This window comes from Pseudomonas sp. LBUM1679, assembly GCF_059695565.1.
Genome location: NZ_CP166774.1, coordinates 6190816 through 6204000, shown reverse-complemented (window position 1 = coordinate 6204000; position 13185 = coordinate 6190816). Strand labels below are relative to the sequence as shown.

Sequence of the window (13185 nt, the reverse complement as noted above, 5' to 3'; positions counted from 1 at the left end):
ATTACGGACCGTTTTGCTCGTCCAGGACAACCTGATACAAGGCTTGATTGCTCGGGGCGCTGCGCAGCTTTTCGCGTACTTCCTTGCGATCGAGCATGCTGGCAATCTGACGCAGCAGCTCCAGGTGCGCATCGGTAGCCGCTTCCGGGACCAGCAGAACGAACAGCAAGTCAACCGGGGCGCCATCGATGGCGTCGAAATCAATGGGTGCGTCGAGGTGCATCAAGGCGCTGATGGGTGAGGTGCAGCCCTTGAGGCGACAGTGGGGAATGGCGATGCCGTTGCCAAAACCGGTCGAACCGAGTTTTTCACGGGCAATCAACGCCTCGAAGACAACTTGCATCTCCAGATCCGGCACTTCGCGATGGATTAGGTTGGCAATTTGTTCGAGGGCTTTCTTTTTACTGCCGCCCGGCACGTTCACGAGGGAACGGCCGGGGGTCAGGATGCTTTCAAGTCGGATCATGGGTTGGGAGTGTTAACGACCGGTCGCGCCCTGGAGGAGGCTTTGGGTCTTTTCCTTATGCTTTTTGAGTTGTTTATCCAGCTTGTCGGTCAATGCGTCGATCGCCGCGTACATATCGGTATGTTCCGCGTTGGCGACGACTTCATTGCCGGGAATATGCAGCGTGGCTTCGATTTTCTGCTTCAGCTTTTCGACCGTCATCGTGACCTGCACGTTGGTGATCTTGTCGAAGTGCCTCTCCAATCGTTCGAGTTTTTCGCCGATGTAGGTGCGAAGAGGTTCGGTCACTTCCAGTTGGTGTCCACTGATGTTGACTTGCATACAGCTTCTCCTTCGTTGCCAGTGCATAAAGCGGCAGGCAGAAATGCCTGCCACTGGAACGCTGTGGCGTGGCTCTACATCAACCGCTTGCGTTCGCTCGAAGGCGCGATCCCGAGGGATTCGCGGTACTTGGCGACGGTGCGGCGAGCCACCTGAATGCCTTGTGCCTCCAGTAAACCAGCGATCTTGCTGTCACTCAACGGCTTTTTCTGATTTTCCGCTGCAACCAGTTTTTTGATGATCGCGCGGATCGCCGTGGACGAGCATTCACCGCCTTCGGAGGTGCTGACGTGGCTGGAGAAAAAGTACTTCAATTCATAGATGCCCCGAGGGGTGTGCATGAATTTCTGCGTGGTCACCCGGGAAATCGTCGACTCGTGCATGCCGACCGCTTCGGCGATGTCATGCAGCACCAGCGGTTTCATGGCTTCGTCGCCGTATTCCAGGAAGCCGCGCTGATGCTCGACGATCTGGGTGGCCACCTTCATCAGGGTTTCGTTGCGGCTCTGCAGGCTCTTGATGAACCAGCGGGCCTCTTGCAGCTGATTGCGCATGAAGGTGTTGTCGGCACTGGTGTCGGCGCGGCGCACGAAGCCGGCGTATTGGGCGTTGACCCGCAGCCGTGGCACCGATTCCTGGTTCAGCTCCACCAGCCAGCGCTCGTTGTCCTTGCGCACGATGACATCGGGGACGACGTATTCGGCTTCACTGGACTCGATCTGCGAGCCAGGACGCGGGTTGAGGCTCTGCACCAGTTCGATCACCTGGCGCAGCTCATCTTCCTTGAGCTTCATGCGGCGCATCAACTGGCTGTAGTCGCGGCTGCCAAGCAGGTCGATGTAATCGCTGACCAGGCGCTTGGCCTCGGCCAGCCAAGGGGTCTTGGCGGGCAACTGGCGCAATTGCAGCAACAGGCATTCGCCCAGGTTGCGGGCGCCGATGCCGGCGGGTTCGAATTGCTGGATGCGATGCAGGACGGCTTCTATTTCGTCGAGTTCGATGTCCAGTTCCGGATCGAAGGCTTCGAGAATTTCGTCGAGGGATTCGTCCAGGTAACCCTGATTGTTGATGCAGTCGATCAGGGTCACGGCTATCAGGCGATCGGTGTCGGACATCGGTGCCAGGTTCAGTTGCCAGAGCAGATGGCTCTGCAGGCTTTCACCGGCCGACGTACGGGTGGTGAAGTCCCACTCGTCGTCATCGTTGCTCGGCAGGCTGCTGGCGCTGGTCTGGTAAACGTCTTCCCACGCGGTATCGACGGGCAGTTCGTTGGGAATGCGCTCGTTCCAGTCACCTTCCTCGAGGTTATCCACCGTCGGGGCGGTTTCCTGGTAGGAGGGTTCCGACACGTCGGCATTGGGGAGCTGTTCGGCTTTGTCGGCCAAGGGGTCGGCGTTATCGAAGTCGTCGCCTTCTTCCTGGCGTTCGAGCATCGGATTGGACTCCAGGGCCTCCTGGATTTCCTGTTGCAGGTCCAGGGTCGACAATTGGAGCAGGCGGATGGCCTGTTGCAGCTGCGGTGTCATCGTCAGCTGCTGGCCCATTCTCAAGACTAGCGATGGTTTCATGGCAGGGGCTTAACACCTTATTCGCCGGCGCACATGCGCCATCCACTACAGGGCGCCGGAGCGCCAAACATAAGCAAATTATATGCCCGAAACTTTAGCGTTTGCCTAGAGCGCTGTAACAATAAAAAAGTGTTGATTTTTTATCGAGACAAGCGCTTGGGCGACAAGGCGGACACCGCTTACAGGCGGAACTCATGGCCCAGATACACTTCCTTGACCAGTTCGTTGGCCAGGATGGTGGCAGAGTCGCCTTCGGCGATCAGTTGGCCATCGTTGACGATGTAGGCGGTTTCGCAGATATCCAGGGTTTCGCGGACGTTGTGGTCCGTGATCAGCACGCCAATGCCCTTGGCCTTGAGGTGGTGGATGATCTGTTTGATATCGCCCACCGAAATCGGGTCCACGCCGGCGAAAGGTTCGTCGAGGAGGATGAATTTCGGGTTGGTGGCCAGTGCGCGGGCGATTTCCACGCGGCGGCGTTCGCCACCGGACAGGCTCATGCCGAGGTTGTCGCGGATGTGGTGGATGTGGAATTCCTGCAGCAGGCTTTCCAGCTCCTTGCGGCGACCGGCCTTGTCGAGTTCCTTGCGGGTCTCGAGGATCGCCAGGATGTTATCGGCCACCGAGAGTTTACGGAAGATCGACGCTTCCTGCGGAAGATAGCCGATACCGGCTTTCGCGCGACCGTGCATCGGCTGGTGGCTGACGTCCAGGTCGTCGATCAGTACACGGCCCTGATCGGCCTGTACCAGGCCGACAATCATGTAGAAGCAGGTGGTTTTGCCGGCGCCGTTAGGGCCAAGCAAGCCGACGATCTGACCGCTGTCGATGGACAGGCTGACGTCGCGCACGACCTGGCGGCTCTTGTAGCTCTTGGCCAGATGCTGAGCTTTCAGAGTTGCCATTACTGGGCCTTTTGCTCGTCGGATTTCTTTTTCGGCTGGATCACCATGTCGATGCGCGGGCGTTCTTCGGTGACTTTGGTGCCGGTGGCGCGGCCAGCGTTAGCCAGTTTCTTGACCGTGTCGTAGACGATTTTTTCGCCTTGGGTGACGTTGCCGTCCTTGTCGATGACTTTGGCGCGATCGATCAGCACGACGCGGTCTTGCGAGGCATGGTACTGGATAGTGACGCCATAACCCTGAACCGGCTTGGAGTCGCCGGCAGTCTGCATCTGCTCGAAGTAGGCCAGGTTGCCCACCGAGGTCACCACGTCGACGTCGCCGGAAGCGGTGCGGGTGATGGTCACGGTGTTGCCGGTGACCTTCATCGTGCCCTGGGTGATGATCACATCGCCTTTGTAGGTGGCGATGCCTTGCTTGTCGTCCAGTTGGGCGTCGTCGGCCTGAATGCGGATAGGCTGGTTTCTATCGTCCGGCAGAGCCCAGGCGCTCACGCTTCCCAGTGCTGCGCCCAGACTGAGCAAAATAGGGAGGGTTTTAACGAGCCTCATACTGTCCTCTTACGTTCGATAGCAGGTGTATCCTGCTTTCTTTCAAATACGCTTTCATGCCCGTGCCGGTCGACACGCCACCAGCGCCGTCGATTCTAACGGGTTGCTCGGTCTGCGCATATTGCTGCTGCGGGAACACGGTCATGCGACTGCTGGTGATGATGGTCGTGCGCTTTTTTTCGTCGGTTCGGGCGATACGTACCGAGTCGATCAGTTCGACTTCGGTTCCGCCGGAATTGACTTCGCCGCGTTCGCTCTGCACATGCCACGGAAACTCGGTACCGCGGAACATGTTCAGGTCCGGTTTGCTGACCAGCGTCACGTCACTGGCCTTGAGGTGTTCGACCTTGTCGGACGTCATGTCGTACTGCAATTTGCCATCTGGCAGGTACTGCACGCTATGGGTGTTGGTCGCGTACCAGTCGATCCGGGTTTCATCGGCCTTGACGACCGGCTTGTCGAGGAAACGCTCCGGACTGATGTTCCAGTAGCCGACCGCCGCGAAAATGGCGGCGATGCAGCCGAACACCAGGAATTTGCGAATCTTTTTGCTCAGCATAGTGGGCTCACAGGTACGCGGCATTGGCCGCATCGAGGCGGTCCTGGGCGCGCAGGATCAATTCGCAGAATTCGCGAGCGGCACCTTCGCCACCACGGGCCTGGGTGATGCCGTGGGCGTGTTCGCGCACGAAACTGGCGGCACTGGCCACCGCCATGCCCAGGCCGACGCGGCGAATGACCGGCAGGTCCGGCAAGTCGTCGCCGAGGTAGGCGACCTGTTCATAGCTTAGGTCGAGTTTGGCAAGAAGCTCGTCGAGCACCACCAGTTTGTCTTCGCGACCCTGGTACAAGTGTGGAATGCCTAGGTTTTTCGCGCGTCGCTCGACCACCGGGGTCGTGCGCCCACTGATGATAGCGGTCTGCACGCCGGCTGCCATCAACATCTTGATGCCCTGGCCGTCGAGCGTGTTGAACGTCTTGAATTCGCTGCCGTCTTCCAGGAAGTACAGGCGTCCGTCGGTCAGTACGCCGTCGACGTCGAATACCGCCAGTTTGATGTTCTTGCCGCGTTCCAGCAGATCGGTCGTCATTACATTACTCCTGCACGCAGCAGATCGGACAGGTTGAAGGCGCCGATCGGACGGTCCTCCTTGTCCACCACCACCAGTGCGTTGATTCGATGGTCTTCCATGATTTTCAGGGCTTCGGCGGCCAGCATTTCAGCGCGAGCCGTCTTGCCGTGAACGGTCATGACCTGGTCGATGGTGGCGTGGTGGATGTCGATGGCGCGGTCCAGGGTGCGGCGCAAATCGCCGTCGGTGAAGATCCCGGCGAGTTTACCATCGGCTTCCAGGATCACCGTCATGCCCAGGCCTTTGCGGGTCATTTCCATCAGCGCGTCCTTGAGCAGGGTGCCGCGCTGGACCTGCGGCAGTTCCTGCCCGGCGTGCATGACGTTTTCCACTTTCAGCAGCAGGCGTCGGCCAAGGGCGCCGCCGGGGTGGGAAAAGGCGAAATCTTCAGCGGTAAACCCGCGGGCTTCGAGCAGCGCAACGGCCAGGGCGTCGCCCATGACCAGGGCCGCGGTGGTCGACGACGTCGGTGCCAGGTTCAACGGGCAGGCTTCGTGTTCGACGTGCACGTTGAGGTTCACCTCGGCAGCCTTGGCCAGCGGCGAGTCGGGGTTGCCGGTCATGCTGATCAGCTGGATGCCCAGGCGCTTGATCAGTGGCAGCAGGGTCACGATTTCATTGGTCGAACCGGAGTTCGACAGTGCCAGGATGATGTCATCGCGGGTGATCATGCCCATGTCGCCGTGGCTGGCTTCGGCCGGGTGCACGAAAAAAGCCGTGGTGCCGGTACTGGCCAGGGTGGCGGCAATCTTGTTGCCGATGTGCCCTGATTTGCCCATGCCGACCACGACCACGCGGCCTTTGCTGGCCAGAATCATCTCGCAAGCGCGTACGAAATCCGCGTCGATACGGGGCAACAAGCCGGTGACGGCTTCCAGTTCGAGGCGGATGGTGCGTTGTGCAGACTGAATCAGGTCGCTGGATTGGCTCATGTCGGAAATCGTATAGCCTGATGAAAAGGCGGCGATTATAGCGGTAATGATCGAAACCCTCACGCAAGTTCGTCGCGCTTTGTCACTCCCTGTTACTTAATCCCGCCAAATACACGCTTTCACCCTGTCATGTTGCTGAACATGAACCGGCGTGGGCCTTGGGCGCTTGGCCTTTGCAGTGATATAGTTCGCCGCCAGTTCGGCCTGCCCGGGGAGGCATGTGCTTTCGCAAGAAAGCCAGGCGTCCGAGTGAGAGGCTGCATCGCAAGGAGTTTAGATGAGTGCCGATAACGCCTACGCGGTCGAGCTGAAGGGACTGACCTTCAAGCGCGGTGCGCGCAGCATTTTCAATAACGTCGATATCCGTATACCGCGCGGCAAGGTCACCGGCATCATGGGGCCTTCCGGGTGTGGCAAGACCACACTGTTGCGTTTGATGGGTGCCCAATTGCGCCCGACCAAGGGCGAAGTCTGGGTCAACGGTCAGAACCTGCCGAAGCTGTCGCGCAGCGACCTGTTCGATGCTCGCAAGCACATGGGTGTGCTGTTTCAGAGCGGCGCGCTGTTCACCGATCTCGATGTGTTCGAGAACGTCGCCTTTCCGCTACGGGTTCATACCGAGCTTCCGGAAGAAATGATCCGGGACATTGTCCTGCTCAAATTGCAGGCCGTGGGCTTGCGTGGCGCCATCGACCTGATGCCCGACGAACTGTCCGGCGGCATGAAGCGCCGTGTCGCGCTGGCCCGGGCGATTGCCCTCGATCCGCAGATACTCATGTATGACGAGCCCTTTGTCGGTCAGGACCCGATCGCCATGGGCGTGCTGGTGCGCCTGATCCGCCTGCTCAACGATGCGCTGGGCATCACCAGTATCGTGGTGTCCCACGACCTGGCCGAGACAGCGAGCATTGCCGACTACATCTATGTGGTGGGTGACGGGCAGGTATTGGGGCAGGGCACGCCTGACGAACTGATGAATTCCAGTGAACCCCGTATCCGTCAATTCATGACGGGGGATCCTGACGGACCGGTCGCCTATCACTTTCCAGCGACGGATTACCGCGCAGATCTTCTGGGGAAGCGTTGATGCGCAAGATTTCACTGCTAGAACGAGTGCGCCGCTTCGGTCATTCCGGCATCGATGTGTTGGCCGTGTTTGGCCGTTCGGCGATATTCCTGTTTCATGCCCTGTTCGGCCGCGGCGGTATCGGCGGCGGTTTCGGGCTGCTGGTCAAGCAATTGCATTCGGTGGGCGTGATGTCCCTGGTGATCATCGTGGTCTCCGGGGTGTTCATCGGCATGGTGCTGGCGCTGCAAGGATTCAACATCCTGTCCAGCTATGGGTCGGAGCAGGCGGTCGGGCAGATGGTTGCGCTGACGTTGCTGCGTGAACTGGGGCCGGTGGTCACCGCCTTGCTGTTCGCCGGGCGCGCAGGTTCGGCCCTGACGGCCGAAATCGGCAACATGAAGTCCACCGAGCAATTGTCCAGCCTGGAAATGATCGGTGTCGATCCGCTCAAGTACATCATCGCCCCGCGCCTCTGGGCCGGCTTCATTTCCCTGCCGGTGCTGGCGATGATTTTCAGCGTGGTGGGCATCTGGGGTGGTTCGTGGGTGGCCGTCGACTGGCTGGGGGTCTATGAAGGTTCCTACTGGTCGAACATGCAGAACAGCGTGACCTTTGCCGACGATGTGCTCAACGGCATCATCAAAAGCATCGTCTTCGCCTTTGTCGTGACCTGGATCGCCGTATTCCAAGGCTATGACTGCGAGCCCACTTCCGAGGGGATCAGTCGTGCCACTACCAAGACCGTGGTGTATGCCTCTTTGGCAGTGCTCGGCCTGGACTTTATTCTGACCGCCTTGATGTTTGGAGATTTCTGATGCAAAACCGCACCCTGGAAATCGGTGTCGGCCTTTTCTTGCTGGCTGGCATCCTGGCTTTGCTGTTGCTGGCGTTGCGGGTGAGTGGCCTGTCCCCGAGCGCAACGACCGATACGTATAAACTTTATGCCTATTTCGACAATATCGCCGGTTTGACGGTCAGAGCTAAAGTGACCATGGCCGGTGTGACCATCGGCAAGGTCACGGCGATCGATCTGGACCGCGACAGTTTCACCGGCAGAGTGACCATGCAGCTGGAGAAGACGGTAGATAATCTGCCGACTGACTCCACTGCATCTATCCTGACCGCTGGCCTGTTGGGCGAGAAGTACATCGGTATCAGCGTGGGCGGCGAAGAAGGCTTGCTCAAGGATGGTGGAACCATCCACGACACCCAGTCGTCGCTGGTGCTCGAGGACCTGATCGGTAAATTCCTGCTCAATACCGTTAGCAAAGAAGCCAAATGAGGAGTTTTTGAATGATCTCTACCTTGCGACGTGGCCTGTTGATATTGCTTGCGGCCTTGCCGTTGATGGCTAACGCAGTGGCGGCGCCGTCGGCGCACGATCTGATAAAGGACACCACGACCCGGATGCTGGCAGATCTGGCGGCCAACAAAGACAAGTACAAACAGGATCCGTCAGATTTTTATACGGCACTGAATACTATCGTGGGACCCGTCGTGGATGCCGAGGGCATTTCCAAGAGCATCATGACGGTCAAGTACTCGCGCAAAGCCACGCCCGAGCAAATGAAGACGTTTCAGGAAAACTTCAAAAGAGGCCTGTTCCAGTTTTATGGCAATGCCTTGCTCGAATACAACAACCAGGGCATCACCGTTGATCCTGCCAAGGATGAGTCGGGCGACCGTACAAGCGTTGCCATGACGGTCAAGGGCAGCAGCGGTTCGGTCTATCCTGTGTCCTACACACTCGAGAAAATCAACGGCGAGTGGAAAGTGCGCAACGTGATCATCAACGGTATCAACATCGGCAAGCTGTTCCGTGATCAGTTCGCTGACGCGATGCAGCGCAATGGCAACGACCTGGACAAGACCATCAATAATTGGGCCGGTGAAGTCGCCAAAGCCAAGGACGCCACCGAGAAACAAGCGCCGGCGAAGCAAGCCCAATGAGTGTGTCGGCCATTCGCATGAACAACGCCGGCGAGCTGCTGCTCAGCGGCATGCTGGACTACCGCACCGGCCCCGGCCTGCGCAAGCAGGGCCAGGCGCTGATCAAGTCCAGCAAGGCGGCTGCGTTGGTAGTCGATTGCTCGGCGGTGCTGAAGTCCAGCAGTGTCGGCTTGTCGCTGTTGCTATGCTTCATGCGCGATGCAGAGGCGGCCGGCAAGGCGTGGAGCATCCGTGGGATGCCGGAAGACATGCGCGAAATCGCTCAGGTCAGCGAATTGACCGAGCTGTTGGCGCAACCCTAACCAGCATCTATGAACAAGCCCCCCGTCAGAGTCCTGCTTAGCGGGGTTCGCAGGCGCGGGGCTTTTTTGTATGATGTCCGACCCGCGCGCACAGGGCGCCGATTGAGGTTGAGCATGCAGGCCACCGAAGTAAAGAGCTTCCTTGAAGGAAAGCTGCCCGGAACGTTGGTAGAAGTTGAAGGCGAAGGCTGCAACTTTCAGCTGAACGTGATTAGCGATGAACTGGCGGCGTTGAGCCCGGTGAAGCGTCAGCAGCAGATCTATGCCCATTTGAACCCATGGATCACCGATGGCAGCATCCATGCGGTCACTATGAAATTTTTCAGCAGCGCGGCCTGGGCCGAGCGCACCTGAGCCCAAGGGCGTCGAGATTCTTATGGATAAATTGATTATTACCGGTGGCGTTCGTCTTGATGGCGAAATCCGCATCTCCGGGGCAAAGAACTCTGCCCTGCCGATCCTGGCTGCCACCTTGCTGTGCGATGGCCCGGTGACCGTGGCCAACCTGCCGCACCTGCACGACATCACCACCATGATCGAGCTGTTCGGTCGCATGGGCATTGAGCCTGTGATCGACGAGAAGCTCAGCGTCGAAATCGACCCGCGCACCATCAAGACCCTGATCGCCCCGTACGAACTGGTTAAAACCATGCGTGCGTCGATCCTGGTGCTGGGCCCGATGGTTGCCCGTTTCGGTGAAGCTGAAGTCGCACTGCCTGGCGGTTGCGCCATCGGTTCGCGTCCGGTTGACCTGCACATCCGCGGTCTTGAGGCCATGGGCGCAGTCATCGACGTCGAAGGCGGCTACATCAAGGCCAAGGCGCCTGAAGGCGGCCTGCGCGGTGCGCACTTCTTCTTCGATACCGTCAGCGTGACCGGTACCGAAAACATCATGATGGCCGCCGCACTGGCCAAGGGCCGCAGCGTGCTGGCAAACGCCGCTCGCGAACCTGAAGTCATCGACCTGGCGAACTTCCTGAACGCCATGGGCGCCAAGATCACTGGTGCCGGCACCGACACCATCACCATCGATGGCGTCGAGCGTCTGCACCCGACCACTTACAAGGTGATGCCCGACCGTATCGAGACCGGCACCTACCTGGTGGCCGCAGCGGTCACCGGCGGTCGTGTGAAGGTCAAGGACACGGATCCGACCATCCTTGAAGCCGTCCTCGAAAAACTCCGCGAATCGGGTGCCGAAATCACCTGCGGCGAAGACTGGATCGAGCTGAACATGCACGGCAAGCGGCCTAAAGCCGTCAACGTGCGTACGGCTCCGTACCCGGCGTTCCCGACCGACATGCAGGCGCAGTTCATCTCCCTCAACGCCATTGCCGAAGGCACCGGTGCCGTGATCGAGACGATCTTCGAAAACCGCTTCATGCACGTGTATGAACTGCACCGCATGGGCGCCAAGATCCAGGTCGAAGGCAACACTGCCATCGTGACCGGTACCGAGAAGCTCAAGGGCGCGCCAGTCATGGCCACCGACCTGCGTGCATCGGCCAGCCTGGTCATCTCGGCGTTGATCGCCGAAGGCGACACCCTGATCGACCGCATCTACCACATAGACCGTGGTTACGAGTGCATCGAAGAGAAACTGCAGATGCTCGGCGCCAAGATCCGCCGCGTACCGGGCTAGTTCCCCGGGGCTGCGAACACTGTCATTGTGGCGAGGGAGCTTGCTCCCGCTGGGCCGGGCTGGCGCTCCAGCGCGAAGCGGCCCGAAAAATGGGACTGCTACGCAGTCCAACGGGAGCAAGCTCCCTCGCCACAGTACGGTGTCTGCTGTTAACTGATTTGGTTCAAATCGAGGCTGTAATGGCCTCGATCTGTGTCTGGCGCCGTTTGCGACCGGACAGCAATAGCCTGATAAGGACTGACGCTTCCCATGTTGACCATCGCACTGTCCAAGGGCCGCATCCTTGACGACACCCTGCCGCTTCTGGCTGAAGCGGGCATCGTGCCGACCGAGAATCCGGACAAGAGCCGCAAGCTGATCATTCCCACGACCCAGGCCGATGTGCGCCTGCTGATCGTGCGCGCCACCGATGTGCCGACTTACGTCGAGCATGGCGCCGCCGACCTCGGTGTCGCCGGTAAAGATGTGCTGATGGAATATGGCGGCCAGGGTTTGTACGAGCCTCTGGACCTGCGTATCGCCCTCTGCAAGCTGATGACCGCTGGCCGTGTCGGCGATGTCGAGCCCAAGGGCCGGTTGCGGGTGGCGACCAAGTTCGTCAACGTTGCCAAGCGCTACTATGCCGAACAGGGCCGTCAGGTCGACATCATCAAGCTCTACGGCTCGATGGAGCTGGCACCGCTGATCGGTCTTGCGGACAAGATCATCGACGTGGTCGACACCGGCAACACCCTGCGCGCCAATGGCCTGGAACCCCAGGATTTCATTGCCGACATCAGCTCCCGCCTGATCGTCAACAAGGCGTCGATGAAAATGCAGCACGCCCGTATCCAGGCGTTGATCGACACCCTGCGCAAGGCAGTGGAGTCTCGACACCGCGGCTGATTCACCTGCGCGACGTCAGGTCGCGCCGTCTATCCGCCTCATAGCCAGAATTCTCAGGTGCCCAAGCGGATCGAATGTTAGCTTCGGGCGCCTGAGTTTTTGCCAATTCTATGAGGCTCTCGCTATGACCGCACCGACTGCAATTCGCCGACTCAACGCTGCTGACCCGGATTTCGCACATCATCTGGATCATCTGCTGAGCTGGGAAAGTGTGTCCGACGACTCGGTCAATCAGCGCGTGCTGGACATCATCAAGACCGTGCGTGAACGTGGCGATGCGGCGCTGGTGGACTACACCCGGCAGTTCGACGGCCTGGACGTTGCCTCCATGGCCGACCTGATCCTGCCGCGCGAGCGCCTGGAACTGGCCCTGACGCGGATCACCGTGCCCCAGCGCGAAGCCCTGGAAAAAGCCGCGTCCCGCGTGCGCAGCTACCACGAAAAGCAGAAGCAGGACTCCTGGAGCTACACCGAAGCCGATGGCACGGTGCTGGGCCAGAAGGTCACGCCGCTGGATCGCGCCGGTCTGTACGTACCGGGTGGCAAGGCCTCTTATCCTTCCTCGGTTCTGATGAACGCGATTCCGGCCAAGGTGGCCGGTGTGACCGAAGTGGTCATGGTCGTGCCGACTCCCCGCGGTGAAATCAACGAGCTGGTGCTGGCCGCGGCCTGCATCGCCGGTGTCGACCGCGTCTTCACCATCGGTGGCGCGCAAGCGGTCGCTGCGTTGGCTTATGGCACCGAAAGCGTGCCGAAGGTCGACAAGGTGGTCGGGCCGGGCAACATCTATGTCGCCACCGCCAAGCGCCACGTGTTCGGCCAGGTCGGTATCGACATGATCGCCGGCCCCTCGGAAATCCTCGTGGTGTGCGACGGCAAGACGGATCCGGACTGGATCGCCATGGACCTGTTCTCCCAGGCCGAGCACGATGAAGACGCCCAGGCGATCCTGGTCAGCCCGGACGCCGAGTTCCTCGACAAAGTCGCCGCCAGCATCGCCAGACTGCTGCCGACCATGGAGCGCGCCGAGATCATCGAAACCTCGATCAACGGCCGCGGCGCGCTGATCAAGGTCCGCGACATGGACCAAGCCATCGAAGTGGCCAACCGCATCGCGCCGGAACACCTGGAATTGTCGGTTGCCGATCCGCAAGCCTGGCTGCCGCAGATCCGTCACGCCGGCGCGATCTTCATGGGCCGTCACACCTCGGAAGCCCTGGGCGACTACTGCGCCGGCCCGAACCACGTGCTGCCGACCTCCGGCACTGCACGGTTTTCCTCGCCGCTGGGTGTGTACGACTTCCAGAAACGCTCGTCGATCATCTTCTGCTCCGAGCAGGGTGCGTCGGAACTGGGCAAGACCGCTTCCGTGCTGGCCCGTGGCGAGTCGTTGACCGCGCACGCGCGCAGCGCCGAATACCGCATCGTTGACGAAGACTTTCCACAAGGGCAGGGGAACTGAAC

17 protein-coding genes and 1 pseudogene are annotated in these 13185 nt (G+C 59.8%); 10 read left to right on the top strand and 8 right to left on the bottom strand.

Features of this window, described 5'->3' with window-relative positions; genetic code table 11:
- Position 1: 1 nt before the first annotated feature.
- The 8 genes from ptsN to ACA062_RS28290 all read right to left on the bottom strand — a co-directional run bounded on the left by ptsN (position 2) and on the right by ACA062_RS28290 (position 5873).
- The gene (gene ptsN / locus ACA062_RS28325) at positions 2 to 466 is read right to left on the bottom strand and encodes a PTS IIA-like nitrogen regulatory protein PtsN (RefSeq protein WP_497453980.1); all 465 of its coding nucleotides are present in this window, start codon (positions 464 to 466) and stop codon (positions 2 to 4) included.
- Between the two features lie 12 nt (positions 467 to 478).
- Positions 479 to 787, bottom strand: a complete 309-nt coding sequence (gene hpf, locus ACA062_RS28320) for a ribosome hibernation-promoting factor, HPF/YfiA family (protein WP_007941242.1) — start codon at positions 785 to 787, stop codon at positions 479 to 481.
- A gap of 74 nt (positions 788 to 861) precedes the next feature.
- A complete protein-coding gene (locus ACA062_RS28315) occupies positions 862 to 2355 on the bottom strand; it encodes an RNA polymerase factor sigma-54 (RefSeq protein ID WP_497453979.1) in 1494 nt (497 codons plus the stop codon).
- Positions 2356 to 2534: 179 nt separating this feature from the next.
- Positions 2535 to 3260: an LPS export ABC transporter ATP-binding protein gene (gene lptB / locus ACA062_RS28310; protein ID WP_128873006.1), complete on the bottom strand. Its 726-nt coding sequence runs from the start codon at positions 3258 to 3260 to the stop codon at positions 2535 to 2537.
- On the bottom strand, positions 3260 to 3808 hold the full coding sequence (gene lptA, locus ACA062_RS28305) for a lipopolysaccharide transport periplasmic protein LptA (protein WP_497453978.1): 549 nt from the start codon (positions 3806 to 3808) through the stop codon (positions 3260 to 3262). The genes lptB and lptA overlap by 1 nt, the downstream gene beginning before the upstream one ends.
- On the bottom strand, positions 3795 to 4367 hold the full coding sequence (gene lptC, locus ACA062_RS28300; RefSeq protein WP_497453977.1) for an LPS export ABC transporter periplasmic protein LptC: 573 nt from the start codon (positions 4365 to 4367) through the stop codon (positions 3795 to 3797). Before lptC ends, lptA begins: the two co-directional genes overlap by 14 nt.
- Positions 4368 to 4374: 7 nt before the next feature.
- Entirely contained in the window at positions 4375 to 4899 is a 525-nt protein-coding gene (locus ACA062_RS28295) for a KdsC family phosphatase (protein WP_497453976.1), read from the bottom strand.
- Positions 4899 to 5873 carry a KpsF/GutQ family sugar-phosphate isomerase gene (locus ACA062_RS28290; RefSeq protein WP_128873002.1) on the bottom strand — a complete coding sequence of 325 codons (975 nt, stop codon included), beginning with the start codon at positions 5871 to 5873 and terminating at the stop codon, positions 4899 to 4901. Before ACA062_RS28290 ends, ACA062_RS28295 begins: the two co-directional genes overlap by 1 nt.
- Positions 5874 to 6150: 277 nt before the next feature.
- Here ACA062_RS28290 and ACA062_RS28285 point away from each other — a divergent pair, with 277 nt between their 5' ends.
- The 10 genes and pseudogenes from ACA062_RS28285 to hisD all read left to right on the top strand — a co-directional run bounded on the left by ACA062_RS28285 (position 6151) and on the right by hisD (position 13183).
- Entirely contained in the window at positions 6151 to 6960 is an 810-nt protein-coding gene (locus ACA062_RS28285) for an ATP-binding cassette domain-containing protein (protein WP_128873001.1), read from the top strand.
- Positions 6960 to 7757, top strand: coding sequence for a lipid asymmetry maintenance ABC transporter permease subunit MlaE (gene mlaE / locus ACA062_RS28280; RefSeq protein ID WP_128873000.1), 798 nt, complete (start codon positions 6960 to 6962; stop codon positions 7755 to 7757). Before ACA062_RS28285 ends, mlaE begins: the two co-directional genes overlap by 1 nt.
- Complete coding sequence (gene mlaD / locus ACA062_RS28275) at positions 7757 to 8224, top strand: outer membrane lipid asymmetry maintenance protein MlaD (RefSeq protein WP_338920668.1); 468 nt, start codon at positions 7757 to 7759, stop codon at positions 8222 to 8224. The genes mlaE and mlaD overlap by 1 nt, the downstream gene beginning before the upstream one ends.
- 11 nt (positions 8225 to 8235) lie before the next feature.
- The gene (locus ACA062_RS28270; RefSeq protein WP_497453975.1) at positions 8236 to 8892 is read left to right on the top strand and encodes an MlaC/ttg2D family ABC transporter substrate-binding protein; all 657 of its coding nucleotides are present in this window, start codon (positions 8236 to 8238) and stop codon (positions 8890 to 8892) included.
- Positions 8889 to 9194: an STAS domain-containing protein gene (locus ACA062_RS28265; RefSeq protein ID WP_497453974.1), complete on the top strand. Its 306-nt coding sequence runs from the start codon at positions 8889 to 8891 to the stop codon at positions 9192 to 9194. Before ACA062_RS28270 ends, ACA062_RS28265 begins: the two co-directional genes overlap by 4 nt.
- Positions 9195 to 9308: 114 nt before the next feature.
- The gene (locus ACA062_RS28260) at positions 9309 to 9548 is read left to right on the top strand and encodes a BolA family protein (RefSeq protein WP_128872996.1); all 240 of its coding nucleotides are present in this window, start codon (positions 9309 to 9311) and stop codon (positions 9546 to 9548) included.
- A gap of 22 nt (positions 9549 to 9570) precedes the next feature.
- Positions 9571 to 10836 (top strand): UDP-N-acetylglucosamine 1-carboxyvinyltransferase, encoded by a 1266-nt coding sequence (murA, locus tag ACA062_RS28255; RefSeq protein ID WP_128872995.1) that lies wholly within the window; start codon positions 9571 to 9573, stop codon positions 10834 to 10836.
- A gap of 25 nt (positions 10837 to 10861) precedes the next feature.
- Positions 10862 to 10969, top strand: a pseudogene (locus tag ACA062_RS28250) (N-acetyltransferase); the annotation flags it as partial.
- A gap of 116 nt (positions 10970 to 11085) precedes the next feature.
- Positions 11086 to 11721 (top strand): ATP phosphoribosyltransferase, encoded by a 636-nt coding sequence (gene hisG, locus ACA062_RS28245; protein WP_007901570.1) that lies wholly within the window; start codon positions 11086 to 11088, stop codon positions 11719 to 11721.
- A 124-nt stretch (positions 11722 to 11845) separates the two neighbouring features.
- Entirely contained in the window at positions 11846 to 13183 is a 1338-nt protein-coding gene (gene hisD, locus ACA062_RS28240; protein ID WP_497453973.1) for a histidinol dehydrogenase, read from the top strand.
- Positions 13184 to 13185 lie beyond the last annotated feature (2 nt).